This window comes from Paraburkholderia sp. BL21I4N1 (genome assembly GCF_002973525.1).
Lineage (GTDB): Bacteria > Pseudomonadota > Gammaproteobacteria > Burkholderiales > Burkholderiaceae > Paraburkholderia.
On the sequence record NZ_PVEN01000004.1, the window covers coordinates 188,613 to 213,478 of the forward strand.

24 protein-coding genes are annotated in these 24,866 nt (G+C 63.3%); 8 read left to right on the top strand and 16 right to left on the bottom strand.

Annotated elements, in window-relative coordinates; all coding sequences use genetic code 11:
• Positions 1-91: 91 nt before the first annotated feature.
• The 7 genes from acpP to B0G83_RS13300 all read right to left on the bottom strand — a co-directional run bounded on the left by acpP (position 92) and on the right by B0G83_RS13300 (position 5,577).
• The gene (acpP, locus tag B0G83_RS13265; RefSeq protein ID WP_004197638.1) at positions 92-331 is read right to left on the bottom strand and encodes an acyl carrier protein; all 240 of its coding nucleotides are present in this window, start codon (positions 329-331) and stop codon (positions 92-94) included.
• Between the two features lie 151 nt (positions 332-482).
• Positions 483-1,232: a 3-oxoacyl-ACP reductase FabG gene (fabG, locus tag B0G83_RS13270; RefSeq protein WP_105507868.1), complete on the bottom strand. Its 750-nt coding sequence runs from the start codon at positions 1,230-1,232 to the stop codon at positions 483-485.
• 102 nt (positions 1,233-1,334) lie between these two features.
• Complete coding sequence (gene fabD / locus B0G83_RS13275; RefSeq protein WP_105507869.1) at positions 1,335-2,270, bottom strand: ACP S-malonyltransferase; 936 nt, start codon at positions 2,268-2,270, stop codon at positions 1,335-1,337.
• Between the two features lie 113 nt (positions 2,271-2,383).
• Positions 2,384-3,373, bottom strand: coding sequence for a beta-ketoacyl-ACP synthase III (locus B0G83_RS13280; RefSeq protein ID WP_035547362.1), 990 nt, complete (start codon positions 3,371-3,373; stop codon positions 2,384-2,386).
• On the bottom strand, positions 3,373-4,479 hold the full coding sequence (plsX, locus tag B0G83_RS13285; protein WP_035547365.1) for a phosphate acyltransferase PlsX: 1,107 nt from the start codon (positions 4,477-4,479) through the stop codon (positions 3,373-3,375). Before plsX ends, B0G83_RS13280 begins: the two co-directional genes overlap by 1 nt.
• 172 nt (positions 4,480-4,651) lie before the next feature.
• Positions 4,652-4,831: a 50S ribosomal protein L32 gene (rpmF, locus tag B0G83_RS13295; RefSeq protein ID WP_006051932.1), complete on the bottom strand. Its 180-nt coding sequence runs from the start codon at positions 4,829-4,831 to the stop codon at positions 4,652-4,654.
• 101 nt (positions 4,832-4,932) lie between these two features.
• Complete coding sequence (locus tag B0G83_RS13300; RefSeq protein WP_105507870.1) at positions 4,933-5,577, bottom strand: DUF177 domain-containing protein; 645 nt, start codon at positions 5,575-5,577, stop codon at positions 4,933-4,935.
• Positions 5,578-5,812: 235 nt separating this feature from the next.
• Here B0G83_RS13300 and B0G83_RS13305 point away from each other — a divergent pair, with 235 nt between their 5' ends.
• Positions 5,813-6,427, top strand: a complete 615-nt coding sequence (locus B0G83_RS13305) for a Maf-like protein (RefSeq protein ID WP_105507871.1) — start codon at positions 5,813-5,815, stop codon at positions 6,425-6,427.
• Complete coding sequence (locus B0G83_RS13310) at positions 6,428-7,147, top strand: SAM-dependent methyltransferase (RefSeq protein WP_105507872.1); 720 nt, start codon at positions 6,428-6,430, stop codon at positions 7,145-7,147.
• Between the two features lie 143 nt (positions 7,148-7,290).
• Here the strand turns inward: B0G83_RS13310 and B0G83_RS13315 are convergent, their stop codons facing one another.
• From B0G83_RS13315 to B0G83_RS13330, 4 genes are read right to left on the bottom strand one after another with little or no spacing between them, the layout of a single operon-like run.
• Positions 7,291-8,295 carry a S49 family peptidase gene (locus tag B0G83_RS13315; RefSeq protein ID WP_105507873.1) on the bottom strand — a complete coding sequence of 335 codons (1,005 nt, stop codon included), beginning with the start codon at positions 8,293-8,295 and terminating at the stop codon, positions 7,291-7,293.
• 30 nt (positions 8,296-8,325) lie between these two features.
• Positions 8,326-8,733 (bottom strand): Rieske 2Fe-2S domain-containing protein, encoded by a 408-nt coding sequence (locus B0G83_RS13320; RefSeq protein WP_105507874.1) that lies wholly within the window; start codon positions 8,731-8,733, stop codon positions 8,326-8,328.
• The gene (locus B0G83_RS13325) at positions 8,730-9,389 is read right to left on the bottom strand and encodes an HAD-IIIA family hydrolase (RefSeq protein WP_105507875.1); all 660 of its coding nucleotides are present in this window, start codon (positions 9,387-9,389) and stop codon (positions 8,730-8,732) included. The genes B0G83_RS13320 and B0G83_RS13325 overlap by 4 nt, the downstream gene beginning before the upstream one ends.
• On the bottom strand, positions 9,382-10,407 hold the full coding sequence (locus B0G83_RS13330) for an RluA family pseudouridine synthase (protein WP_105507876.1): 1,026 nt from the start codon (positions 10,405-10,407) through the stop codon (positions 9,382-9,384). The genes B0G83_RS13325 and B0G83_RS13330 overlap by 8 nt, the downstream gene beginning before the upstream one ends.
• Positions 10,408-11,139: 732 nt before the next feature.
• Here B0G83_RS13330 and B0G83_RS13335 point away from each other — a divergent pair.
• The 6 genes from B0G83_RS13335 to B0G83_RS13360 all read left to right on the top strand — a co-directional run bounded on the left by B0G83_RS13335 (position 11,140) and on the right by B0G83_RS13360 (position 18,631).
• Positions 11,140-14,451, top strand: coding sequence for an Rne/Rng family ribonuclease (locus B0G83_RS13335; RefSeq protein ID WP_105507877.1), 3,312 nt, complete (start codon positions 11,140-11,142; stop codon positions 14,449-14,451).
• A gap of 199 nt (positions 14,452-14,650) precedes the next feature.
• Positions 14,651-15,760: a GTP 3',8-cyclase MoaA gene (gene moaA / locus B0G83_RS13340; protein ID WP_105507878.1), complete on the top strand. Its 1,110-nt coding sequence runs from the start codon at positions 14,651-14,653 to the stop codon at positions 15,758-15,760.
• A 19-nt stretch (positions 15,761-15,779) separates the two neighbouring features.
• Positions 15,780-16,403 carry a molybdenum cofactor guanylyltransferase MobA gene (mobA, locus tag B0G83_RS13345; protein WP_105507879.1) on the top strand — a complete coding sequence of 208 codons (624 nt, stop codon included), beginning with the start codon at positions 15,780-15,782 and terminating at the stop codon, positions 16,401-16,403.
• Between the two features lie 83 nt (positions 16,404-16,486).
• Complete coding sequence (gene glp, locus B0G83_RS13350; protein ID WP_105507880.1) at positions 16,487-17,788, top strand: gephyrin-like molybdotransferase Glp; 1,302 nt, start codon at positions 16,487-16,489, stop codon at positions 17,786-17,788.
• 79 nt (positions 17,789-17,867) lie between these two features.
• Positions 17,868-18,143: a hypothetical protein gene (locus tag B0G83_RS13355; RefSeq protein WP_105507881.1), complete on the top strand. Its 276-nt coding sequence runs from the start codon at positions 17,868-17,870 to the stop codon at positions 18,141-18,143.
• Complete coding sequence (locus tag B0G83_RS13360) at positions 18,143-18,631, top strand: GNAT family N-acetyltransferase (protein WP_105507882.1); 489 nt, start codon at positions 18,143-18,145, stop codon at positions 18,629-18,631. Before B0G83_RS13355 ends, B0G83_RS13360 begins: the two co-directional genes overlap by 1 nt.
• Before the next feature lie 17 nt (positions 18,632-18,648).
• Here the strand turns inward: B0G83_RS13360 and B0G83_RS13365 are convergent, their stop codons facing one another.
• The 5 genes from B0G83_RS13365 to pncB all read right to left on the bottom strand — a co-directional run bounded on the left by B0G83_RS13365 (position 18,649) and on the right by pncB (position 24,683).
• Positions 18,649-20,106, bottom strand: coding sequence for a DNA recombination protein RmuC (locus B0G83_RS13365; protein ID WP_105507883.1), 1,458 nt, complete (start codon positions 20,104-20,106; stop codon positions 18,649-18,651).
• Positions 20,103-21,092, bottom strand: coding sequence for a D-glycerate dehydrogenase (locus B0G83_RS13370; protein ID WP_105508104.1), 990 nt, complete (start codon positions 21,090-21,092; stop codon positions 20,103-20,105). The genes B0G83_RS13365 and B0G83_RS13370 overlap by 4 nt, the downstream gene beginning before the upstream one ends.
• 74 nt (positions 21,093-21,166) lie before the next feature.
• Entirely contained in the window at positions 21,167-22,600 is a 1,434-nt protein-coding gene (locus tag B0G83_RS13375) for a sodium:proton antiporter (RefSeq protein WP_105507884.1), read from the bottom strand.
• A 62-nt stretch (positions 22,601-22,662) separates the two neighbouring features.
• Positions 22,663-23,325, bottom strand: a complete 663-nt coding sequence (locus B0G83_RS13380) for a lactate utilization protein C (RefSeq protein ID WP_105507885.1) — start codon at positions 23,323-23,325, stop codon at positions 22,663-22,665.
• Positions 23,326-23,486: 161 nt separating this feature from the next.
• A complete protein-coding gene (pncB, locus tag B0G83_RS13385) occupies positions 23,487-24,683 on the bottom strand; it encodes a nicotinate phosphoribosyltransferase (RefSeq protein WP_105507886.1) in 1,197 nt (398 codons plus the stop codon).
• Between the last annotated feature and the right edge of the window lie 183 nt (positions 24,684-24,866).

A 24,866-nucleotide genomic window follows, 5' to 3' on the forward strand; every position in this document is an offset into this window, starting at 1 on the left:
CACGGCAAAAAGCGCCAACCCTGCTGGCGTCGGTAACCGACACGGCAGGGCGTCATACGCCACCAACGCAGAAACGCAGGCGCGAATGACCTTAGGCCTTGACGTTCGCGCGAGCGTAGTCGATCGCTTGCTGAACGGTAGTGATCTTCTCGGCTTCTTCATCCGGAATTTCCATGCCGAATTCGTCTTCGAGGGCCATCACGAGTTCAACGGTGTCGAGCGAGTCGGCGCCGAGGTCGTTCACGAACGAAGCTTCGTTCTTGATCTCAGCTTCTGCAACGCCCAGTTGTTCTGCGACGATCTTCTTGACGCGCTGTTCGATATTGTCCATTACCCCTCCAAGGGAAAAGAAGTTCAAAAATACAGGTGCGCGCATTTTATCAGGTTTGACCCGGCAAAAAAGCGGCGCATCGGGTTGCTGTCAAGGCATGCGCCTTACGCTTTTGCAAACGCATCAAGGCGCGGATAGTAACCGAATTTGGTTACGACATGTACATTCCGCCGTTCACATGCAACGTCGTGCCGGTGATATACCCCGCTTGCGGCGACGCCAGGAACACGACGGCGTGCGCGATATCTTCCGGACTGCCCAGACGGCCAAGCGGAATTTGCGTCTTCAGCGCCGTTTGCTGCTCTTCCGGCAGGGTCTTGGTCATGTCGGTGTCGATGAAGCCCGGCGCGACGCAATTCACCGTGATGCCGCGGCTGCCGATCTCGCGTGCCAGCGCGCGCGTCATGCCCGCCACGCCCGCTTTCGCGGCCGCGTAGTTGACCTGCCCCGGATTGCCGGCCGAGCCGACCACCGACGTGATGTTGATGATGCGGCCGCCCCGCGCCTTCATCATGGGGCGCAGCACCGCACGCGACAAACGGAAGACCGACTTGAGGTTGGTGTCGACCACCGCGTCCCAATCGTCATCCTTCATACGCATGGCCAGTTGGTCCTGCGTGATGCCAGCGTTGTTCACCAGCACGTGCAGCGCGCCGAACTCCTTCACCGTGCCGTCGATCAACGCTTCGGCCGCGGCCGCGTCGTTGACGTTGAGCACCGCGCCGCGGCCATTCACGCCGGCCGCGTTAAACGCTTCGGTGATCGCGGCCGCGCCGCTTTCGCTGGTCGCCGTGCCGATGACCGTCGCGCCCTGGCGCGCCAGCTCCATCGCGATCGCACGGCCAATGCCGCGCGATGCGCCCGTCACGATTGCGATCTGCTTGTCGAGAGTCTTTTCCATCTGTCAGTCCGAATGCCCTTCGGAGGGCTGATTGATTGCTGATGCTGCGTTCTGATGCCGCGCTTCCGCGCGCCCGTTTCCGGGCGCATTGCGAGGCGGCGTTCAGCCTGCCGTCACGAGCTTGAGCGTTTCTTCGAGCGAAGCCGGATCGAACACCGAAGCGCCGATCAGATTGCCGTCGATACGCCTGGTCAAACCCGCAAGGACCTTGCCAGGACCGCACTCGATCACATGCGTGACGCCCTGCGCCGCGATGGCCTGGACGCTTTCGACCCAGCGCACCGCACCGGCCGCCTGGCGTACCAGTGCGTCTTTGATCTGGGCCGGCTCGTTGACGACCGCGACGTCGACGTTATTGATGACCGGAATCGCCGGCACCTGCAAGTCGACGCTGGCCAGATACTCGCGCAACTGGTCCGACGCCGGCTTGAGCAGCGACGAGTGGAACGGCGCCGACACCGGCAGCGGCAGCGCACGCTTGGCGCCCTTCGCCTTGGCGACTTCGCAGGCCTTTTCGACCGCCGCCTTGTGGCCCGCGATCACGACTTGCGCCGGCGCGTTGAAATTGACCGCTTCGACGACGCCCGCGATCGACGCTTCGGCGCACACCGCGCGCACCGTGTCGTCGTCGAGACCGAGAATCGCGGCCATGCCGCCTTCGCCGACCGGCACCGCTGTTTGCATGGCTTGCGCGCGAAAGCGCACGAGCGGCACAGCGTCACGGAAAGCGAGCGCTCCGGCCGCCACCAGCGCCGTATATTCACCGAGGCTATGACCGGCGACGATGGCCGGCTGCGGGCCGCCCGCCTTCTGCCACGCGCGATAAATCGCGTAAGCGGCGGTCAGCATGACGGGTTGGGTGTTGGTGGTGAGATTCAGATCTTCGACCGGGCCTTCGGCGATCAGCTTGCCGAGGTCCTGATTGAGCGCATCGGAAGCTTCCTGAACCGTCTCGCGCACGATCGCGTGATCGGCGAATGCATTGAGCATGCCGACCGTCTGCGAACCCTGGCCAGGAAAAACGAACGCAAATTTCATAACGTCCCCAAAATCGATTGAGTCGGATGTGGGTGGCGCGCGGCGCGGACATCGAACGATATCGCGCCGGCGGCTTCCGGCGCCACTCGCGGCGCCCTGGCATGTCACCGCTATCAGTAGCGGATAACCGACGCGCCCCACGTGAAGCCGCCGCCGACGCCTTCGATCAGCACGTTCTGGCCGCGCTTGATGCGGCCGTCGCGCACCGCGACGTCGAATGCGAGTGGAATGGACGCAGCCGACGTATTGCCGTGCTCGCCCACCGTGACGACCATGCGCTCCTGCGGCAAGCCGAGCTTGCGGCAAGTGCTTTGCATGATGCGGATATTGGCCTGGTGCGGAATCAGCCAGTCGATCTGCTCAGCCGACAGATTCGCCTTCGCGAGCGCCTCGACCGCGACCTTTTCGAGCACGTTGACGGCGAGCTTGAACACCGCCTGACCGTCCATGTGCAGAAACGCGCTGCCTTCGATCACGCCGCCGTTCACGTTGCCCGGCGTGCAGAGAATGTTCGAGTGGCTGCCGTCCGCGTGCAAGGCGCTAGCCAGCACGCCTGGTTCGTCCGATGCCTGCAGGATCACCGCGCCAGCGCCGTCGCCGAACAGCACGCAGGTGGTGCGGTCCTTGAAGTCGAGAATGCGCGAGAAGGTCTCGGCGCCGATCACGAGCGCCGTACGATGCTGGCCGCTGCGAATAAAGCTGTCCGCCGTGGCAACCGCGTAGGCGAAGCCGGAACAGACCGCTTGCACGTCGAAAGCCGCGCCGTGGTTCTTGATGCCGAGCTTGTTCTGCAACAGACACGCCGTGCTCGGAAACACGAAGTCGGGCGTGGAAGTGGCAACGATGATGAGGTCGATGGATTGCGGATCGACGTCCGCCGCTTCGATCGCGCGCTGTGCGGCGATCAGCGCCAGGTCGCTGGTCGCGACATCGGGCTCGGCGAAATGACGCGCATGGATGCCCGTACGGGCGACGATCCATTCGTCGCTGGTCTCGACGCCTTGGCGGGCGAGACGTTCAGCCAGATCCTGATTGGTGACGCGACCGGGCGGCAGATAGCTGCCGGTGCCCAGCACGCGGGAATAAATTGTCGATTGAGCCATTATGCCTTCGAGGATTGCGCAGCGTAGGGCTCGGCCGGCTGGCCTGCGATCGGGCTTGCGTGACCCGCACCGCTCGCGTCGCGCGCCGCCTGTTCGAGAGAACCCGCGTTCTCTTCCATTGCTCGCGCAAGGCGTTCCAGCACGCCGTTTTTGACGGCATCATACCCGCGTTTGATAGCCCACTCAAACCCGTAGGCGTCCGCCGACCCGTGACTTTTTATCACAAGGCCGCGCAGGCCGAGCAGCGCCGCGCCATTGTATTGCCGGTGATCGACGCGCTTCTTGAAACGCATTAATACCGGCAACGCGAGCACTGCCATCACCTTGGTCAGCCACGAACGGCCGAATTCTTCCTTGATGATGTCGTTGAGCATCTGCGCGAGGCCTTCCGACGTCTTCAACGCGACATTACCCACGAAACCGTCGCAGACGATCACGTCGACCGTACCCTTGAAGATATCGTTGCCTTCAACGTTACCGTGAAAGTTGAGTGTACTCGCGCGCAACAGTTCGCCGGCACGCTTGATGGTGTCGTTGCCCTTGATGACTTCTTCGCCGATGTTGAGCAGCCCGATGGTGGGCCGCTCCTTGCCTTCGAGCGCCGACACGAGCGCGTGCCCCATCTCCGCGAATTGCAGCAGATGCTGCGGCTCGCAGTCGACGTTGGCGCCCAGATCGAGCATTGTCGTATAGCCGTCGGGATTGGGCAGAGCAAACGCGATGGCCGGGCGTTCGATGCCCGACAGCGTTTTCAGCACATAGCGCGAGACCGCCATCAACGCGCCGGTGTTGCCGGCGGAGACGCAGGCTTGCGCCTCGCCTTCCTTGACGCGGTTCAGCGCAACGCGCATGGATGAATCTTTTTTCTTGCGCAGCGCGACTTCAACCGAATCGTCCATGGCGACGATCTCGGAAGCGGGGACGACGGTCAGCGCCGGCAGGTCTTGTGCCTTCAACTTCTTGAGCTGCGCACGAATCGCACCTTCAATGCCGACGAGCAGCAGTTGCGCGTCGGGATGCGAACGAACGAAGTTGACGGCAGCGGGAACGGTCACGGACGGGCCGTGGTCGCCTCCCATGCAATCTATCGTGAGCTTTACTGTCATGGAGTGCGACGAATTTCAGGCGCCCTGCATGGGATCGCAGAAAGCACTAAAGCGCCAGGTGCGACCGACGCAAAAAAGCGGCAGTTGAATGCCGCCTTTTTGCCGAGCCGGGAAAATGTCAAGCGAGCCGATCGCCACGCGAAACGCCGAAGGGCGCAACGCAGTGAAACGATTAGTCGTTCTTCGTCTTGACGACTTTCTTGCCGCGATAGTAGCCGTTCGGGCTAACGTGGTGACGCAGATGCACTTCGCCCGTGCTCGGCTCCACGGCCAGCGGCGCTGCCGTCAGGAAATCGTGCGAACGGTGCATGCCGCGCTTCGACGGCGACTTCTTGTTTTGTTGAACTGCCATGACTAACTCCTAAAAATTTTCCGAATTCTAACACAGCCCGATCGGGTCTCCGCCACTGGCCGAATGGCCAATGCGCCCGCATCGCGCAACCACACAACTGTTTAGTGCTTCTTGTCGTCCGGCTCACCGCGCTTGAGACTTTCGAGCGCCGCGAACGGATTGGGCCGCTCGGGCTCACCGCCCTCTTCAGCTTCGTCCGACTCGGCTTCGTCGCCCTCGCCTTCTGCTCCGGCCACACCAGAGACGAGGCTCTCGTGCACTTCGGGACAGACTTCGTGCTTGGGCACGACCGGCAACGAAAGCAGCAACTCGTCTTCGATCAAGTCGATGAGATCGAACTGGCGCGAGCCCACGATCACTTCGACTTCATCCTCGTCGAGCGGAAACTCTTCGGCTTCCGCCTCAGTGTTGACGATCCGATAAGTTGCGTCGACGTCGAATGCCTGCAGATACGGTGTCATGCACCGCTGACATTCGAGCCACGTGGCGCCGTGAATCGCCAACCTCAAATAAGGCTGCGGACCCTCGGTGCCGTCGTCCTGCAATTCCGGCTGCGTCGTGCCTTCGGCTTGCCAGGTGAACGCGGTGTCGCGGTCTGGCGCTTCTGCCGGGACTTCGTTTAACATGCGCGGCAGTTGCGAGACGCGCACGACACCCGCAGCCTGACGCCCACTCCGCGCAAATTCGAACAGATCGAGATCGTGCGGGTCGGACAGACCAGCAGGGCTGCCAGGATGTTGAGTCATGTGCGCTCCTGCGTCGGCAAGGATTTCGCCGGGGTAAATCGGTCCGCAAACAGCCCGGAAGCTCTGAAGATTCGTACACACAAGTTGTACGCGCCCAGACCCACCTAGCGCAAGCATACCGATGAAAAGCCGGAAATCATATCCGTTTTGTCTTTTCGAGTCAAACACTTAAGCCCGTACCTGCGCACATTTCGCGCAACCCCGTACGCCCCGCCTCCCTAGCCGTTGATTGACCATGTCAAATTCCCTCAATCGCCTGCCACGCCTGATTCTGGCGTCGAGTTCGCCGTACCGTCGGGAGTTGCTCGAACGTCTGCGCGTGCCGTTCGACGTCGTCGTGCCCGCCATCGACGAGACGCCGTTCGCCGGCGAAACGCCCGAAGTCACCGCACTGCGGCTCGCCGAAACCAAAGCGCGCGCCGTGGCCGGCAAACTCGACGCGAATGAAACCGCGCTCGTGATCGGCTCCGACCAGGTCGCCACGTACGATGGCCTACAAATCGGCAAGCCCGGCACGCACGACAGGGCACTCGCCCAATTGCAGGCGATGCGCGGCCGCGAAGTCCTGTTTCATAGCGCGTTATGCCTGTTCGACAACCGCTCAGGCGCGGCGCAAACGCTGGACGTCATCACCCGCGTGCAATTCCGTGACTTGCCGGACGCCTCGCTGGACGCGTATCTGCGCGCCGAAACGCCGTACGACGTCGCCGGCAGCGCCAAATCCGAAGGGCTCGGCATCGCCTTGCTCGAGGCCATTCATTCCGACGACCCCACCGCGCTCGTCGGCTTGCCATTGATTGCACTGTCGCGCATGTTGCTCGCAGCGGGCTATCCACTTCTGGGGGCATAAATGAGCGGCACGCTCTATCTGATTCCGAACACCTTGGGCGAAGGCGACGCCGACGCACTCGACGCCGTCCTGCCCGCGCCCGTCAGGGCTCGCGCGGCAGCGCTTCAGTATTACATCGGCGAAAACGCGAAAACGACTCGCGCTTTTCTGAAGAAGGTCGGCACCGAACGGCCGATCCAGGACATCGAGATTCGCGAACTGAACGTCAACACGCCGGCCGGCGAGATCGACAAGCTGCTTGCGCCGCTGCTGGCCGGCACCGACGCGGGCCTCGTCTCCGAGGCCGGTTGCCCGGCGGTCGCGGATCCCGGCGCGCTGCTGGTGCGGCGCGCACATGAGCGCGGCGTCAAGGTGGTGCCGTTTGTCGGCCCGAGTTCGATTTTGCTGGCGCTGATGGCGTCGGGACTCAATGGTCAGAGTTTTGCGTTTCACGGCTATCTGCCGGTCGACGCCGTCGAGCGCGCCAAACGCCTGCGTGACCTGGAGCAGCAGTCGCGCAAGGCCAGGCAGACGCAGATTTTTATCGAGACGCCGTATCGGAATCGTGCCCTGCTGGACACCTTGCTCGCGACTTGCGCGCCCTCCACGCTGGTGTGCGTGGCGGTGGATCTGACGCTGGAGACGGAAACCATCGCCAGTCGAAGCGTGGCGGATTGGAAGAAAAAACCAGCGCTCGACTTGCACAAGCGACCGGCTATTTTTCTGATTCTGGCCGTTTGATCCGCCACGGATAAAGCGGCAATCCTCGCCGCAAAACCGTCGCACAAAGAAAAAGCCCCGCACGATCGTCATTCGATCGTGCGGGGCTTTTCACATCACATCGCGACGCGTCGCCGCGCGTCACATAAGTCACATACGGCCGATCAGCGCAGACCCATCTTCCCGCCAAGCGCCATGGCATGTACGGCACCGCTACCCACCGCCGCACCGAATTTGCGCGCAACACGATCCGTAATGCTCTCTTTCACGGTGTAGTCGACGATATCCGGCGCTTTGAAGAGATCGCGGGCGACATAATCGGCGTCGCCGAAACCGTCTGCCAGACCTAGCTCAACGCTTTTTTGCCCAGTCCAGAACAGACCCGAGAACATATCCGGCGTCTCATGCAGACGCTTGCCGCGCCCCTGGCGTACCGCGTCGATGAATTGCGCGTGAATCTGATCGAGCATGTCTTGCGCATGTTCGTCCATCTTCGGCGTTTCCGGCGAGAACGGATCGAAAAAACCCTTGTTCTCACCCGATGTGTGCAGACGCCGCTGAATGCCCAGCTTATCCATCAGACCGGTGAAGCCAAAGCTGTCCATCAGCACGCCGATCGAACCGACGATGCTCGCCTTGTCGACGTAAATCTTGTCGGCAGCCGCGGCAGCGTAATAACCACCCGACGCACACATGTCACCAACCACAGCGTACAACGGAATCGACGGATATTTAGCGCGCAACCGTCGAATCTCGTTGTAGATAATGCCCGCCTGCACCGGGCTGCCGCCCGGGCTATTGCAGCGCAGAATCACGCCCGCCGTGCCGGCGTCGTCGAACGCGCTTTCCAGTGCCGTGTTGATATCTTCGGCATTCGCATTGGTATCGGCCGAGATTTCGCCGTCAAGTGCCACCACCGCCGTGTGACGCCCGGTGGTCGCAACCTTGTCGCCTGAGAAGTCGATCGCGCCCCATATCGCCAGCAACAGGATAATCAGAAACACGAACCGGAAAAAGATCTTCCAGCGGCGCGCCGCGCGCTGTTCGTTGATCGCCGCGAGCGCGATGCGCTCGAGCGCCGCGCGTTCCCAGCCGGGTTCATCGGCAGGCGATCTGGGGCGGCCCGTCGGGGACGGTTCCTTCGGCTCAGGAGTCAAATTGTCGGACATGCGGTGCAGTGGAAAGGTCGAAGAGGAAAGTCAGGGTGCGGCCGGACGCAGTTCGCCGTCGGGCAGCCAGAATACGGAGCGCCCCTCCGGCGTATCGCGTTCGTCCACCTGGACGGCGCGCAATCTGCCGCCACGGCACGGACCGCCCATGCATTTGCCGGTATCAGGCGCGTAAATCGCGCCGTGCGTAGCACACATCAAGTATAAACCCGACGATTCGAAGAACTGCCCTTCGGCCCAGTCGAGCTCCATCGGCACGTGCGCGCAGCGGTTCAGGTAGCCGTATGCCCGGCCATCGTAGCGAACAAAAAACACCACTACGTCGCCACCGCCCAGTTTGGCGGCACGCCGCACGCCCATGCCGCCGTCGACCAGTTCCGCGGACGCGCAGACGCGCACCGGCTCCGCCGCGTCCGCTTCGGTGCCAATCGTGCTCATGCGTTCTCTCGCAGCCAGCCAGACAGCGTGCTCACGCTCGACGCGACGAACTTCGGCTCCAGCGCGGTCAACGATGCCGCAGGATGCGCGCCATAGGTGACACCGATACCGGCGACGCCCGCGTTGATCGCCATCTGCAGATCGTGCGTCGTATCGCCGACCATCACCGTGCGCGCCGGATCCTGCCCCAGTTCGCGCGTCAATTCATGCAGCATGGCCGGATGCGGCTTCGAGAACGTCTCGTCGGCACAGCGGGTGCCGTCGAACAGGCTGGTCAGGCGCGACTGATCGAGCGCCCGGTTCAGTCCGACGCGGCTTTTGCCCGTCGCCACGGCCAGCAGATAACCTTGATCGCGCAATTCCTGCAGCATTTCGCGCACACCGACGAACAGCTCGGTGGTCTGATCCTTCACCAGATAGTGGAAGCGATAGCGCTCGGCGAGCCGCGGATAATCCGCCGGATCGAGCGTGGGCGCCGCGATCTGCAGCGCGTCGCGCAGGCCGAGGCCGATCACGTAGCTGGCGGCCTCATCTGCGGGAACCGGCAGGCCGAGGTCGCGGCAGGCCGACTGGATGCTGCGCGTGATGTGCGCGGTCGAATCCATCAGCGTGCCGTCCCAATCGAAGACGATCAGATCAAATTGCTCTCTAGCCATGCGGTGTCGTCTCCGGGTTTGACCCATTTCGTAATTCGTTGAGCTGCGCGACGAAGCTGCGGCACTCGGCCGGCAACGGCGCCTCGAACTGAATCGACGCGCCGGTTGCCGGATGCGTGAGCTTCAGCCGGTAGGCGTGCAGGAACATGCGCTTGAGGCCCGGCTTCGCATTGGCGCGCGCCAGCGCCTTGTTCAGCGCGAAATCGCCGTATTTGGCATCGCCGACGATCGGCAGTTCCAGATGCTGCAAATGGACGCGGATCTGATGCGTGCGGCCGGTCTTGAGTTCCGCTTCGAGCAGCGCGTATTCCGGCCAGCGGTCGATCAGATTGAACACGGTGTGCGACGCCAGGCCGTCCGCCTGCACGCGCACGCGGCGCTCGCCGTCCGCAGTCAGATACTTGTGCAGCGGCTCCTTGACCGCGCGACGACGGCCCCAATCGCTCGCCCACTCGCCGTGAACGCAAGCATAGTAGCGCTTATCCATCTTGTTCTCGCGAATCTGCTCGTGCAGGTTGACGAGCGCGGCGCGCTTCTTGGCAAGCATCAGAATGCCGGACGTCTCACGGTCCAGCCGATGCACCAGTTCGAGGAATTTCGCCTGCGGACGCGCCTCGCGCATCTGCTCGATCACGCCGAAGGCCACGCCGCTGCCACCGTGGACCGCCACGCCGGACGGTTTGTCGATCACGAGCATGTGCTCGTCTTCGAAAATGATCTTGAAGTCCGCGCTCGGCACCGGTGCTTGAGCGGCCGCCTCGTTCGGCTGCGCGACGCGAATGGGCGGCACGCGCACCAGGTCGCCCAGCTCGAGACGGTACTGCGCGTCTATCCGGCCCTTATTCACACGCACTTCCCCGCTGCGCAGGATGCGGTAGATATGGCTTTTGGGCACGCCTTTGCAGACCCGCAACAGGAAGTTGTCGATGCGCTGTCCGGCCGCGCTGTCGTCGATCTCGATCAACGAGACCTGGTCGCTTGCGACCGATTTCTGGGATATTTTGCCTAACTCTTTCATTCTGAATATAATTTGCCCAGCAGTCTGCGGCGGCCGGCGCAGTGTCCGGAATTCGGGCGGATTGCGCAGGTGCAAGCTTGAAACCGTTATTTTACTTGCGCCGGGGTCTGGTTGCTCACCCTGAAAATGAGATGCAACAAGTTGCACGCACGAAGTCAGTACCCGGCAGGGACGGCGCCCACAGGCGCGTTCGGTCAAGGTCGGCTTCGACGGTAACGGAATTTTGGACAAAAAGAATTTAACTTTCAGCTTCGGTATCGGGTGGTAGACGCCCTGTTGTACGAAGCTGCAGGTTGCGAAAATACGGCGTGCGCCCGAGGCGTCTTGTAGAAAGTACAAGACATGGCGACGTCAAAATGAGGCGAGACACCCCCAGCAGGAAAAGACGCGCCGACTGCGCGAACTTCCCGCTGCGGCATGACCGCAGCCTTCGACCCTCCGGTCACGCGCCCACCCGGCGCACCGGCGCGAGTGGACGAAGGCTTATGAAGGTCTGCTGGCAGAACCCGCGGCGTGTCGGGTCGTTATTTGAAGCCGTGTTCGCATGTGCCCTGCGGCACCGTGCCCACTTTTCGATGGGGCCGGGCCCTTCCAGGCAATTCTCCCGCCATTTTTCCCGCTCCAGCGTGCTTGTGAAAACACAATAAGGCGCGGCATGCCTTTGCCCGCTTCGCTTTCGCGACTGACAACCGCGCCAGCGTTGGGGTGGCTAAGCCGCTCTGGAGCCGTTCAATGAAACGAATGTTGTTCAACGCGACGCAGCAGGAAGAACTGCGCGTCGCCATCGTCGATGGGCAAAAACTCATCGATATCGACATCGAAACCGCCGGGCGCGAACAGCGCAAAGGCAATATTTACAAAGGCATCATTACTCGCATCGAGCCGTCGCTCGAAGCCTGTTTCGTCAATTACGGCGAAGACCGCCACGGTTTTCTGCCGTTCAAGGAAGTCGCCCGCCAGTATTTCCGTGACGGCGTCGACATGCGCTCCGCGCGCATTCAGGACGCGCTTCGCGAAGGTCAGGAACTGATCGTTCAGGTCGAAAAAGAAGAGCGCGGCAACAAGGGCGCAGCCCTCACCACGTTCATCTCGCTCGCCGGTCGTTATCTGGTCCTGATGCCGAACAACCCGCGCGGCGGTGGCGTGTCACGCCGGATCGAAGGCGACGACCGTCAGGAACTGCGCGAAACCATGGCGCAACTGCAATTGCCGGAAGGCATGAGCATCATCGCGCGCACGGCCGGCATTGGCCGCAGCGCCGAAGAGCTGCAGTGGGACCTGAACTACCTGATGCAACTGTGGCGCGCGATCGAAGCCGCGTCGCAAAGCGGTTCGAGCGGTCAGCCAATGCTGATTTATCTCGAATCGAGCCTGGTGATCCGCGCGATTCGCGACTACTTCCAGCCGGATATTGGCGAAATTCTGATCGACACCACTGAAATCCATGACCAGGCCCGCGCCTTCATGGACATCGTGATGCCGGACAATGTCAGCAAGGTGAAGCGGTATCACGACGACGTGCCGCTCTTCTCGCGCTTCCAGATCGAACACCAGATCGAAACGGCGTACTCGCGCACGGTGCCGCTGCCCTCGGGCGGCGCGATCGTGATCGACCACACCGAAGCACTGGTCGCGATCGACGTGAACTCGGCCCGTGCCACCAAGGGCGCGGACATCGAGGAAACGGCCGCGCGCACCAACCTCGAAGCCGCCGACGAAGTGGCCCGTCAGTTGCGTCTGCGCGACCTGGGCGGCCTGATCGTGATCGACTTCATCGACATGGAATCGGCCAAAAGCCAGCGCGAAGTCGAGCAACGCCTGAAAGACGCGCTCAAGCACGACCGTGCACGCGTCCAGATGGGCAAGATTTCGCGCTTCGGCCTGATGGAACTGTCGCGTCAGCGTCTGCGTCCGGCATTGTCGGAAGGCAGCCACGTGACCTGCCCGCGCTGTAACGGCACGGGTCACATTCGCGATACCGAATCGTCCGCGCTTCAAGTGCTGCGGATCATTCAGGAAGAAGCGATGAAGGAAAACACCGCGGCGATCCATTGCCAGGTGCCGGTCGAAGTGACCGCCTTCCTGCTGAACGAGAAGCGCGCCGAAATCAACAAGATCGAGTCGCGTTTCAAGGTCAATGTCGTTCTGATCCCGAACAAGCATCTCGATACGCCGCACTACAAGCTGGAGCGTCTGCGTCACGACGATGCGCGCCTGGACGAACCGCGCGCTTCGTGGAAGATGGCCGAAGAAGCGGCCCGCGAAATGGAGTCGGAAACCGGCTACAGCAAGCGCGCCGAAGAAGTGAAGCCGAAGCAGGAAGCGGCGGTCAAGGGCATCACGCCTGAAAAGCCGGCGCCGAGCGCACCGGTTCGTGCGACGGCGGCCCCGGCTCCGGTCGCGGTGACACCGGCGGGCGGTGGTTTCATCGGCTGGTTGAAGAATCTGTTCGGCATGCAACCGGCTGCTCCGGCACCGGTCGTACCGGCTACGACGGAAAAGCAGACCCGTCCGCAACGCGGCGAACGCACGGAGCGCGGTGAGCGCACCGGCGAACGCGGCGGCGATCGCAACCGCAATCGCCGTGGCGGCGCAGGCGGCCGCGACGCAGCAGGCCGTGCCGAAGGGACGAATGGCGCACGCCAAGGTCAGGGTCAAGGCCAGCAGCCGGCGTCGCAGCGTCGCGAGGAACGCGAACCGCGCGAAGGCCGCGAGGGGCGTGAAGCACGCGAAGGCCGTGAACCGCGTGGCACCCGCGAATCGCGCGAGCCGCGTGAAGCACGCGAAGGCCGTGAACCGCGCGAGGCTCGCGAGCCGCGTGAAGGTCGCGAGCCGCGCGAGAACCGCGATCGCGACAACCGTGGCGAGCGCGCTGAAACAGCCGAAGCCGCACCGCGCGGCGAGCGTCAGGAACGCGGCGAGCGCCGTGAACGTGGCGAGCGTGCGGAGCGCGGCGAACGTCGCAAGCCGCAAGCAGAAACCGCGGACGCACTGACGCAAAGCGAAACGCAAACGGCGGAAGAACTGGCGCAAAACCAGGCCGTTTTGGGCGAAAACGGCATGCCGATCGATCAGGAAGCCGTGGCACGTGAGGGCGAAGAGCGTCGTCGTCGCCGTCGTGGCCGTCGTGGTGGCCGTCGTGAGCGTGAAGAAGACGTCAACGGCAATCTGGCTGCTGACGTGGCGGAAGCCGAGGGCGACAGCACCAATGTGAACGACGAAGCACCGGTGCGTACCGCGCATCAGCCGGTCGAGCACAAGGCCGAGGCCAACGAAGCGAACGAAGTGAAACCGGTGGAAGTGGTCGTCGCAGCTGTCGCGACCGAAACCGCCGTGGTCACCGAACTGCACGCCGCAACCGAGACGCCGGCGCTGGCCGTCGAGAAAGCAGTGACGACCGAAGCCATCGTGCCGGCTACGGAAGCACCGGCAGCGGTCGAGTCGGTTGTGGAAGCGCCGGTTGCGCAAGCAGCGGCCGCACCGGTCGAAGCAGCGCAAGCCGCTCCGGCCGCCAGCGAGACGGTTTCGTTGGTTGAACCGGTCGCGCATGTCGAAGCGCCGGTTCACACGCACGTCGAAGCCCCGGCAGTTGCTGCCGCGATCGAAACGGTCGAAACGGCCCACGCCGCTCCGGCTCCGGTCGAACCCGCGGCTCCGGCCGTTGTCGCCGAAGCACCGGTTGTTCAGCCGGCACCGCAAGTCGAGATCGTCGAACCGCAACCCGTCGTGGTAGCCGCCGCGACGGCAGCGGAACCGGCAGTGATCGAGCCGGCGCCTGTCGCCGCTGCACCGCAAGTGCAAGCTCAAGCGCCGCAAGCCGCACAAGCGCCGCGTCACAGCGACGTCTCGGCCGAAGCCCTGAAGCCGGTGCTGGAACAAGCCGGTCTCGTCTGGGTGAACACCGACGCCGACAAGCTGCGTGCCGCGCAGGAAGTTGCTGCGCAGACCGTCAAGCCGACTCGCGTGGTGCGTGAGCGCAAGCAATTGGCGCCGGTCGACAGCGCGCCGATGCAACAGGTGGAAACGGGCAAGCACCCGCAGTAAGCTGCCTCGCCTCCCCCTCGAAAAGCCCGCCTTCACCGGCGGGCTTTTTTTTGCGGCTCAGGGATAAAAACGCGCCCTCCGCTCAGCGTTATGCCGCTCCCCGTATACCCCGAGTGGCACCCAGCCCCGACTGCCGGCATGGGCATTTCCGCTAGAATGAATATCTGGCTTTATTTTCAAGCACTAAACGAAGCATTTCATGTCCCGACGCATCATCCCTGTTGCCGATTTCAGCGCGGCGCCGGTCATTGCCGGCCCCGTGCAGACGCCTACCGGCGTGCTGCACGACACGCTGGCGCGCCCGCTGCGCGACCTGCGCATCTCGGTGACGGATCGTTGCAATTTCCGCTGCGTCTACTGCATGCCCCGCGCGGTGTTCGACAAGGACTACACGTTCCTGCCGCACGGTGCCTTGCTCAGCTTCGAAGAAATTGAACGGCTCGCGCGACTGTTCGTCGCACATGGCGTGGAGAAAATCCGCCTGACGGGCGGCGAGCCGCTGCTGCGCAAAAATCTGGAATTCCTGATCGAACGGCTCGCGCGGCTGAGCACGCCGGCCGGCCATCCGCTCGACCTGACCTTGACCACTAACGGTTCGCTGCTGGAGCGCAAGGCGCGTAGCCTGAAAGACGCGGGCCTGACCCGCGTCACCGTCAGTCTCGACGCGCTCGACGACGCCCTGTTCCGCCGTATGAACGACGCCGACTTCGCGGTCGCCGACGTGCTGGACGGCATCGCCGCGGCGCACGCCGTAGGCTTGGCGCCGGTCAAGGTCAACATGGTCGTCAAGCGCGGCACGAACGACCGTGAAATCGTGCCGATGGCGCGGCACTTCAAAGGCTCGGGCGCGGTGCTGCGCTTCATCGAATATATGGATGTCGGCACCTCGAACGGTTGGAACATGACCGAAGTGCTGCCATCCGCCGACGTCGTCACCCGCATCGCCGAACATTTCCCGTTGGCCCCGCTCGACGCGCACAGCGCCGCCGAGACCGCGCAGCGTTGGGGTCATGTCGACGGCAGCGGCGAGATCGGCGTGATTTCGAGCGTGACGCGCGCGTTTTGCGGCAGTTGCACGCGGGCGCGTCTGTCGACCGAGGGCAAGCTTTACCTGTGCCTGTTCGCGTCGGCCGGTCACGACTTGCGCGCATTGTTGCGCAGCGGTGCGAGCGACGCGGGTATCGCCACTGCCGTCGCCGAAATCTGGCAGGGCCGCGGCGACCGTTATTCGCAATTGCGCGGCAGCAGTACCGCCGAGACGCGTGTGCTAGACAGCCGGCGTGTCGAGATGTCGTACATCGGCGGGTGAGCGACCGGTGCATGAAAGCATGAAGCCGACACGCGAACACATCACCGGTCTGATGCTCGCGGGCGGTCGCGGCATGCGCATGGGCGGTGTCGATAAAGGCCTGCAAACGCTGCACGGCGAACCGCTCGCCGCGCACGTACTGAAGCGCCTCGCACCGCAATGCGGCGCCCTGCTGATCAGCGCCAATCGTCATCCGGACACCTACGCGGCGCTCGGTGCGCCGTTCGGCGCCACGATCGTGGCCGATACGCTGCCCGGCTTCCCAGGTCCGCTAGCCGGCCTGCTCGCGGGGCTGCGCACCGCGCGCACCGCTTACCTGCTCAGCGCACCGTGCGACACGCCCGGCCTGCCCGCCGATCTCGCCGCGCGCCTCGCGCGTGCCATGGATACAATCGACGCGAACCAGGCCGACATTGCCACCGTCACGACCATCGACGCCCAGGGCGAAGTCTCGTTGCACCCTGTTTTCGCGCTGCTGCGCACGACGCTCGCAGACGACCTGGCGGCCTTTCTGGACGCGGGTGAGCGCAAAGTCCGCGCGTGGTACGCACGCCACAAGACGGTGGAAGTCACCTTTACCGACGAGCGCGCGTTTTACAATATCAATTCGTTACAAGAACTCTCCGACCTCGAGCGCGCTTGAGGCCCCGGTGAAATCCCGCTCCGGCCACACGGCACACGCCGCGCGTTTCCACTCCGGCCGCCGGTCGCGACGCCCAGCCCTTCATGACCACGCTTAACGACTTTTCCCGCTGCGTCGCGCAGTACGATCCTCACGCGTTGCCCGTCAAGGCGGCTCAGGCGATTGTTCGTCAATGGGCCGCGCCGGTCGCGGCGGTTGAACGCGTGGCGTTGCGCGATGCGCTCGACCGCGTACTGGCCGTCGACATCGTGTCGCCGATCAATGTGCCGTCGCACGATAACTCGGCCATGGACGGCTACGCATTCCGGCGCGCGGCATTGGCCGACAGTACGGCGAGCGTCGAGTTGACGATCGTCGGCAAGGCGCTGGCCGGGCATCCGTACGAAGGCGGCGTCGAGACGACGCAATGCGTGCGCGTGATGACAGGCGCCTGCATGCCGGCAGACTGCGACACCGTGGTACCGCAGGAACTGGTCGAACGCAATGCCGAATGCACGTCGATCCGCTTTGCCACCCGCGAGGTAGCGCCGGGCGCCAACCGGCGTCTCGCCGGCGAAGACCTCGCTCGCGGCCACGTGGCTTTGCGAGCCGGGCGTGTCATGCGTGCGTCGGACCTGGGCTTGCTGGCTTCGCTCGGTATCGGTGAGGTGAATGTGAGGCGGCGTTTGCGCGTCGCCTTCTTCTCGACCGGCGACGAACTGCGCTCGCTCGGCGAGCCGCTCGACCCAGGCTCGGTGTACGACAGCAACCGCTACACGCTGTTTGCCATGCTGCGGCGCCTGAATGTCGACACGCTCGACCTCGGCGTCGTGCGCGACGAACCGGCCGCGCTCGAAGCCGCGTTGCGCAGCGCCGCGGCCAGCGCCGACGTGGTGCTGACCTCCGGCGGCGTCTCGGTCGGCGAGGCCGATTTCACCAAGCAATTGCTGCAAACGTTCGGCGACGTCGCGTTCTGGAGCCTGGCCATGCGCCCCGGCCGGCCGCTCGCTTTTGGCCGTGTGTGGTCGGGCGAGCGACCGGGTCTCGGACTTCCCGCGCTATTCTTCGGGTTGCCGGGCAACCCGGTGGCCGTAATGGTGACGTTCTACCAGATCGTGCGCGAGGCGCTGCTGCTCATGTCGGGCGCAACGCCACAGCCGCTGGCGGTAATTCGCGCCACAAGCCGCCAGGCTATCCGCAAACGCGCCGGCCGTACGGAATTCCAGCGTGGCGTGGCGGTTCAGGGCGAGCAAGGAGAATGGCACGTCACGCCGACCGGTTCGCAAAGCTCCGGCGTGCTGAGTTCGATGAGCGAAGCCAATTGTTTCATCGTGCTCGACCACGACGAAGGCGAGATCGCCGAGGGGCAGCAAGTGGCTATCATGCCGTTCGACGGCCTCATCTGACGCTCCGGCGCCCTGCGCGTTCCATGGCGACTGGTTGCAGCTTTACCCATTACCACTACGACTCACGGGTTTGACTTACATGAAAAAACAGATCTCGTTCATCGCACCGGGACAGACGGCCAAAGCACTGATCCTCGTGTATCTGACGTTCTCGGTGCCGCTCGTGCTGCTTGGCGTGCTGGTCGCGTTTATCCGTTATGGCTCGGTGGAATTGAGCACCGTGTTCAGCGCGCTGCTGCTGAACGCGATTCTCGGTTTCATCCTGCTGTGGATCGCCTGTCACGCATACAACTGGGTGGCGTCACGCTTCGGCGGTATTGAAATCCAGCTGAGCGACGCGCCGGAAGAAGCCTGATGCCGGCCGCGATCCGCGCCGCCACGCCCGCGGACACCAGCGCGATTTTCGCGCTGACGTACGAACTGGCGGAGTTCGAAAGCCTCACGCACGTGTTCGTCGCGACCGAAGACGGTTTGCGCGACGCGCTGTTCGGCACGCGGCCGTCGATTGAAGCGCTGGTCGCGGAACAGGACGGGCGCATCGTCGGCTATGCGCTGTTCTTCCACAATTATTCGAGTTTTGTCGGCAAGCGCGGGCTGTATCTGGAAGACGTCTACGTGCAGCCGAGCCAGCGCGGCAGCGGGCTGGGCAGTGCATTGCTGCAGCGCCTCGCGGCTTTGGCGGTGGAGCGTCAATGCGGACGCTTCGAGTGGACCGTGCTGGACTGGAATCAGCCAGCCATCAGCTTCTATGAAAAGCTGGGCGCAACCGTGCTCCCGGATTGGCGCGTAGTGCGTCTGACGGGCGACGCGCTAGTCAAGCTCGCAGCAGGCGGCGGCGCCTGAGCGCCGCGCTTGCCACGCTATTCCTCCAAGGGCTCGTCGGGCTCCACGCCCGATAGCGCGTCGCCGAGCAAGCCGCTCGCCGCCTCGCCCGGCAACGCCTCGACATCGCGCAGCTTGCGGTTCATCACCCGTGTGCGCGTTTCGGCGGCTTCGATTGAACGCGTGACGGTTTCCAGTTGCGCCTTGGTCTTGGCCAATACGTCGCCGAATTTGCCGAACTCCGTTTTCACCGCGCCCAGCACCTGCCACACCTCGCTCGAGCGCTTCTCGATCGCGAGCGTGCGGAAACCCATCTGCAAACTATTGAGCAACGCGGTCAGCGTAGTCGGACCGGCAATGGTCACGCGATAGTCGCGTTGCAGCATGTCGGTCAGCCCCGGCCGACGCAAAACTTCCGCGTAAAGCCCTTCGGTCGGCAGGAACAGCAGCGCGAAGTCGGTGGTGTGCGGCGGCGCCACGTATTTCTCCGCGATCGTGCGAGCCTCGGCGCGAATTCGCGCTTCCAGCGCGCGCGATGCGTCCTCTACCGCGATCGGATCGGCGCGCTCCTGTGCTTCGATCAAACGCTCGTAATCCTCGCGCGGGAATTTGGCGTCGATCGGCAGCCACACCGGGGTAGCCGGGCCGCCATGCTCCGCGCGACCCGGTAGCTTGATCGCGAATTCGACGCGCTCGGTGCTCTTCGGCACGGTCGCGACGTTCTTCGCGTATTGGTCGGTGGTGAGCAATTGTTCGAGCAACGCTTCCAGTTGCACTTCGCCCCATGTGCCGCGCGTCTTGACGTTAGTGAGCACTTTCTTCAGGTCGCCGACACCCGCCGCCAGCGTCTGCATTTCGCCCAATCCGCGATGCACCTGTTCGAGCCGGTCGGACACCAGCTTGAACGATTCGCCGAGACGTTGTTCGAGCGTGGCGTGAAGCTTTTCGTCGACGGTGCGGCGCATTTCCTCGAGCTTGGCCGAGTTATTCGCCTCGATGTCCTTGAGCCGCTGTTCGATGGTGGCGCGCACCTCGGTGAAGCGACGATCGTTCGCCTCGGTCAGTTGCCCCAATTGCAGGCTCAGCGTGTCGCCGAACTGTTTGAGCGAACGGCCCTGTTCGTCGCGTGCCTGCTGCGCCTGCTGCTGCAGGCTGTGACGCACGGCGTCGAGTTGCTGCGCGAAACCGTCGATTTTGCCGCCCTGCACCGTGGTCATGCTGCCGAACTGCGCCGCGAGCGTCTGCTGAAAATGCGCGAAGCCGCTGCTCTGCTCGGTGCGCGACACACGCGCCGTCTCGGCAATGTCGTTGCGCAGTTGCCGCTCGAGACGCTCATACGCATGTGCTTGCGCGTCGGCCGCCGCGTCGATGCGTTCGTTGACCAGTTCGAACTGTTCGCTGTCCTCCGCACGGCCGGCACCGCGCAGCAACATGGCCAACGCAATAACCAATGCGACCGCCAGCACCGCGACGGCGGCCACGAGAATCAGGGTCATGAACGCGCCTTGCCGATGACATCGGGATTGATCGGATTCGGCGGACGACCGGCGCGCGGCCCTTCGCCCAAAGCGGCGATCAGGTTATCCGCGGCGAGGTTCGCCATGGCGCGACGCGTGGCTTCGGTTGCGCTGGCAATGTGCGGCGTCAGCACGATATTCGGCACGGTGAGCAGATCCGGATTCAGCTTCGGCTCGCCTTCGAACACATCCAGGCCAGCGGCGGCAATCCGCTTCGAGCGCAGTGCTTCGACCAGCGCGGCGTCGTCGACAATGCCGCCGCGCGCGATATTGGTCAGCGTCGCGCTCGGTTTCATCAGCGCGAGTTCGGCGGCGCCGATCGTGTGGTGGTTTTCCTTGGTGTACGGCAAGACCAGCACGACGTGATCCGCACGCCGCAACAGGTCCTGCTTCGACACGTACTCGGCGTTCAGCTCGGCTTCGATCTCCAGCGCGACACGCGAGCGATTGTGATAAATCACCTGCATGTTGAAACCCTTCGCGCGACGCGCCAGCGCCTGGCCGATGCGACCCATGCCGACCACGCCGAGAGTCGAGCCATACAGGTCGCTGCCGAGAAAACCGTCGTACGCCCACTTCTGCCATTTGCCCGCGCGCAGCCAATGCTCCGATTCGGCAAGACGACGCGCGGCCGCCATCATCAGCGCCCAGCCGAAATCCGCGGTCGATTCGTTCAGCACGTCCGGCGTATTGGTGCCGAGCACGTTCGATGCATTGAATGCGGCCATGTCGAAGTTGTTGTAGCCCACGGCCATGTTCGACACCACGCGCAAACGCGGCGCCGCGGCGAGAGCGGCCGCGCCGACCGGATCGCCCGCGGTCAGCGCACCGTCTTTGTCCGCCAGACGACGCGTCAGTTCGTCTGCGGGCATGACCTCGCCCTGATTCCAGTCGACGTCGAAATACTGTTTGAGCCGTTCGATCACATCGGGAAAAATCGGACGGGCGACGAGGATCTTTTGCATTGCCATTCTCCGTATAGCGCGTCGAGTTCGCTTGCCTCGGCGTTAAAGGTCGGTTCGGTTCGAAAAACCTTGAGTTAAAAGAACAGCCAGCCGGTCACGAGAAACAGCGGCAGCAGCACCGCGCCAGACCAGCCGAGATACGCAAAGAAACTCGGCATACGCACGCCGCGCGATTCCGCGATCGCTTTCACCATGAAGTTCGGCGCATTGCCGATATACGTATTCGCGCCCATGAACACCGCACCCGCCGAGATAGCGGCGAGCGTGGTGGCGCCAGTGGTCATCAGTGTCTGCGCGTCGCCGCCGGCCAGGTTGAAGAACACGAGGTAGGTCGGTGCATTGTCGAGAAACGACGAGAGCACACCCGTGGCCCAGAAATACATTGCGTCGTGCGGCCGGCCCGCGGAGTCGTTGACCAGATGAACGATGCCGGCGAACGCACCCGCCTCACCCGCGCGCAGGATCGTGATGACCGGCGCGATCGTCACGAAGATGCCGGCGAACAGCTTGGCCACCTCTTCGATCGGCGCCCAGTTGAAATCGTTGCCGGCGCGTGCCGCGCGCGGCGTCAACATCAGCGAGAGCAACGTCACGCCGATCAGCGCGAGATCGCGCACGGCGTTCTGCAACGCCACGTGCGTGCCGAACACGCTGAACTCGACGCCCGGCTTCCACAAGCCGCTCATCAGCACCAATGCGATCACCGCGACGAGCAGCAGAAAGTTGATCTTGCCGTCGATACCGAGCGGCGGCGAGTCGGGCGTCGGATCGAGAAAGCGCGAACGCTCCTCCTCCCGGCGATGAAAATAATACGAGTCCAGCGCGTAAAACCCGCCGAGCAACACCGCACAGACGAACAGCATGGGCAGCGCGAGATGCGTGGTGGTCCAGAAGAAACCGACGCCTTGCAGGAAACCGAGGAACAGCGGCGGATCGCCTAACGGCGACAGCGAGCCGCCCGCGTTCGCCACCAGAAAAATGAAGAACACGACCACGTGGACCACGTGCTTGCGGTTGTCGTTGGCGCGCAGCAACGGACGGATCAACAGCATGGCCGCGCCGGTCGTGCCCATGATGCTCGCCAGTAAGGTGCCGAGCGCGAGGATCCCGGTGTTCAGACGCGGCGTGCCGTGCAGATTGCCGCGCACGCAGATGCCGCCCGCCACGGTGTAGAGCGCCGTGAGCAGCACGATGAACGGAATGTATTCCTCGAGCAACGCATGCACGAGCGCACCGAACGCAACACCGGTACCGAACGTGAGCGCGAATGGTACGAGAAACAGCAGCGCCCACGCTGCCGCGATCTTGCCGAAATGGTGATGCCAGAACGCCGGCGCCACCAGCGGAAACACTGCGATAGATAGCAGCACGCCGGCGAACGGCAAGCCCCACAGCGCGGACAAGGTCGCGCCGTCCAGCGTCGCGGCGGCGGCCGGTTGAGACCACCCCGCCAACGTCGATACAACAATGGCGAACGCCATGCTCGCCCAACCGGCGTGCCCTTTCATATTCTTGAAGTCCTTGTTACTGCGGTGGCCGCGATGGCCAAAGATACCGGTGCACGCGCGGCTCAGGCGCCTTGTACGACGATCACATGCACCCGGTAAGGCCCATGCGCGCCGAGCACGATGGTCTGTTCGATGTCGCCGGTGCGCGATGGCCCGGAGACGAAATTGACCGCACGCGGCAATTCGCCGCGCTCACTGCGAATCAGGCCGAACGCCTCTTCATGACCCGCGACGATGCGCGAAGCCGGCACGATCGCGATGTGCGTTTCCGGTAACAGGCCGGCCGACGCATAAGTCTCCGGTCCGGACAGCAAAACCAGCGTGCCGGTTTCCGCCGTTGCGCAGAAACAGCCGGTGAGCCCCACTACGTCGCCGTCTCGCGGCTTGCGGAATTCGACGCTCAGGCCGGCTTCGGCCCAGTGCAGTTCCCGCAGCGTTTGCCAGGCAATGGCCTGCAACGGCAAAGCATGTTGCGTGAGATAGCGATGCGCGGCGGCCGGCACCTCGCTCATGGCCTGAACTGTCTCCACCGTGGTCGCCATTTTTTGGGCTTCTTCGATGAAGCGCGCACTCAGGTCGGCCGGCATTTCCGGCCGCGGACCCGACGGATGGCGCGCCACATAATCAGCGGCAGCCTCACGTTCGGCAGCGGACGGCTCGGGCTCACGCCCTTGCGCTGCGCGGATGCGCGCCAGGATGTTGCGGCGAGCAATCGATGTGTCCATATGCGAAATCCTCGTGTCGACAGCCGTGCAATATGACGAGGATTATACCGGCCGCCCTGCGTGCGAACACCCTGGCCGAACGGCCTATTGCGGGCCGCCGGACGCACGGGCAAAGTAACGGCAACGCAAGACCGGCGGCGAACCGCGGCAAACCGGAGGGCTTACTTCGACACCTCTTCCTCAGGCTGCGCGATGCCGAACACCTGCCGCAAATACGCGAGATAGGCCTTGTCTTCGCACATGTTCTTACCCGGCGAATCCGACAGTTTGGCCACCGGCTGGCCATTGCAGCGAACCATCTTGATGACGATCTGCAACGGGTTGTAGCCGAGGTCGTTGGTCAGGTTGGTGCCCACGCCGAACGCCAGTTTGCAACGGCCGCGGAATCGTTCGTACAACTGCAACACCTTGGGAATATCGAGGGCGTCGGAGAACACGAGGATCTTCGTGCGCGGGTCGCAACGATTCTCTTCGTAGTGTTTGAGCAGGCGCTCGCCCCAGTCGAACGGATCGCCGGAATCGTGGCGCGCGCCGTCGAACAGCTTGCAGAAGTACATGTCGAAGTCGCGCAGGAAAGCCTGCATGCCGTACACGTCGGAAAGCGCGATGCCCAGGTCGCCGCGATATTCCTTGGCCCACATTTCGAAGCCGAAGATCTGCGAGTCACGCAACCGCGGCCCCAACGCCTGACAAGCCTGCAGGTATTCGTGCGCCATCGTGCCGAGCGGCGTGAGGCTGTGCTTCATCGCGTAGAAAACGTTGCTGGTGCCGGCGAACTGCTCGCCGAGACCGTCCTTGAGCGTGAGGATCACCTCCTCGTGCCATTGCTTCGAGAAGCGGCGGCGAGTGCCGTAGTCGGCGATCTTGCAATCGGCGAATTCCGGGCGCGCGCCCAGCAACTGGATCTTCTCGACGAGACGGCCGCGCCCTTCGCTGTAGTCGGGCTTCTGCTGCGTGTTGCGGAAATAGACTTCGTTGACGATGGCGAGCATCGGGATCTCGAACAGGATCGTATGCAGCCACGGCCCCTTGATCTCGATGTCGATTTCGCCATTGCCTTTCGGCGACGGCAGGATCGAAATGTATTTCTCGTTGAGATGAAACAGCGCAAGAAACTCGATGAAGTCGCCCTTGATGAAGCGCATGCGCCGCAGGTAATCGAGCTCGTCGTCGGTAAAGCGCAGATCGCAGAGCTTGCGCACTTCGTCGCGAATCTCTGCGATATACGGCACGAGATCGACATTCGGCGTACGGCAGCGGAAGCGATATTCCACATTCGCCGCGGGAAAGTGATGCAACACCACTTGCATCATCGTGAACTTGTACAGATCGGTGTCGAGCAGCGAAGTAATAATCATGATGGTGCGAACTGGACCGCGGAAAAAACGGAAGGCCTGACTCAACCCATGCGCATGCGGCGTGCCCCGTGGGCGCCGACCTGACGCATGTTACCCGAATGCATGCGGATTCCGCGTGCCGAAGGACGGCGGCTCCGCCCGCCATAAACTAATCACGAAAACGTATAAAAGCCGTAGTCCGAT

Bases quoted from the DNA above. Each gene is read 5' to 3' on its own strand.
- B0G83_RS13360 (WP_105507882.1), top strand. From the start codon at position 18,143: ATGCCGGCCGCGATCCGCGCCGCCACGCCCGCGGACACCAGCGCGATT.
- fabG (WP_105507868.1), bottom strand. From the start codon at position 1,232: ATGGAAAAGACTCTCGACAAGCAGATCGCAATCGTGACGGGCGCATCG.
- B0G83_RS13300 (WP_105507870.1), bottom strand. From the start codon at position 5,577: ATGACTCAACATCCTGGCAGCCCTGCTGGTCTGTCCGACCCGCACGAT.
- B0G83_RS13315 (WP_105507873.1), bottom strand. From the start codon at position 8,295: ATGTCCGACAATTTGACTCCTGAGCCGAAGGAACCGTCCCCGACGGGC.
- B0G83_RS13335 (WP_105507877.1), top strand. From the start codon at position 11,140: ATGAAACGAATGTTGTTCAACGCGACGCAGCAGGAAGAACTGCGCGTC.
- B0G83_RS13375 (WP_105507884.1), bottom strand. From the start codon at position 22,600: ATGAAAGGGCACGCCGGTTGGGCGAGCATGGCGTTCGCCATTGTTGTA.
- B0G83_RS13330 (WP_105507876.1), bottom strand. From the start codon at position 10,407: ATGAAAGAGTTAGGCAAAATATCCCAGAAATCGGTCGCAAGCGACCAG.
- B0G83_RS13380 (WP_105507885.1), bottom strand. From the start codon at position 23,325: ATGGACACATCGATTGCTCGCCGCAACATCCTGGCGCGCATCCGCGCA.
- B0G83_RS13320 (WP_105507874.1), bottom strand. From the start codon at position 8,733: ATGAGCACGATTGGCACCGAAGCGGACGCGGCGGAGCCGGTGCGCGTC.
- B0G83_RS13305 (WP_105507871.1), top strand. From the start codon at position 5,813: ATGTCAAATTCCCTCAATCGCCTGCCACGCCTGATTCTGGCGTCGAGT.
- B0G83_RS13370 (WP_105508104.1), bottom strand. From the start codon at position 21,092: ATGCAAAAGATCCTCGTCGCCCGTCCGATTTTTCCCGATGTGATCGAA.
- moaA (WP_105507878.1), top strand. From the start codon at position 14,651: ATGTCCCGACGCATCATCCCTGTTGCCGATTTCAGCGCGGCGCCGGTC.
- mobA (WP_105507879.1), top strand. From the start codon at position 15,780: ATGAAGCCGACACGCGAACACATCACCGGTCTGATGCTCGCGGGCGGT.
- acpP (WP_004197638.1), bottom strand. From the start codon at position 331: ATGGACAATATCGAACAGCGCGTCAAGAAGATCGTCGCAGAACAACTG.
- glp (WP_105507880.1), top strand. From the start codon at position 16,487: ATGACCACGCTTAACGACTTTTCCCGCTGCGTCGCGCAGTACGATCCT.
- plsX (WP_035547365.1), bottom strand. From the start codon at position 4,479: ATGACAGTAAAGCTCACGATAGATTGCATGGGAGGCGACCACGGCCCG.
- fabD (WP_105507869.1), bottom strand. From the start codon at position 2,270: ATGAAATTTGCGTTCGTTTTTCCTGGCCAGGGTTCGCAGACGGTCGGC.
- B0G83_RS13365 (WP_105507883.1), bottom strand. From the start codon at position 20,106: ATGACCCTGATTCTCGTGGCCGCCGTCGCGGTGCTGGCGGTCGCATTG.
- B0G83_RS13355 (WP_105507881.1), top strand. From the start codon at position 17,868: ATGAAAAAACAGATCTCGTTCATCGCACCGGGACAGACGGCCAAAGCA.
- B0G83_RS13325 (WP_105507875.1), bottom strand. From the start codon at position 9,389: ATGGCTAGAGAGCAATTTGATCTGATCGTCTTCGATTGGGACGGCACG.
- B0G83_RS13280 (WP_035547362.1), bottom strand. From the start codon at position 3,373: ATGGCTCAATCGACAATTTATTCCCGCGTGCTGGGCACCGGCAGCTAT.
- B0G83_RS13310 (WP_105507872.1), top strand. From the start codon at position 6,428: ATGAGCGGCACGCTCTATCTGATTCCGAACACCTTGGGCGAAGGCGAC.
- rpmF (WP_006051932.1), bottom strand. From the start codon at position 4,831: ATGGCAGTTCAACAAAACAAGAAGTCGCCGTCGAAGCGCGGCATGCAC.
- pncB (WP_105507886.1), bottom strand. From the start codon at position 24,683: ATGATTATTACTTCGCTGCTCGACACCGATCTGTACAAGTTCACGATG.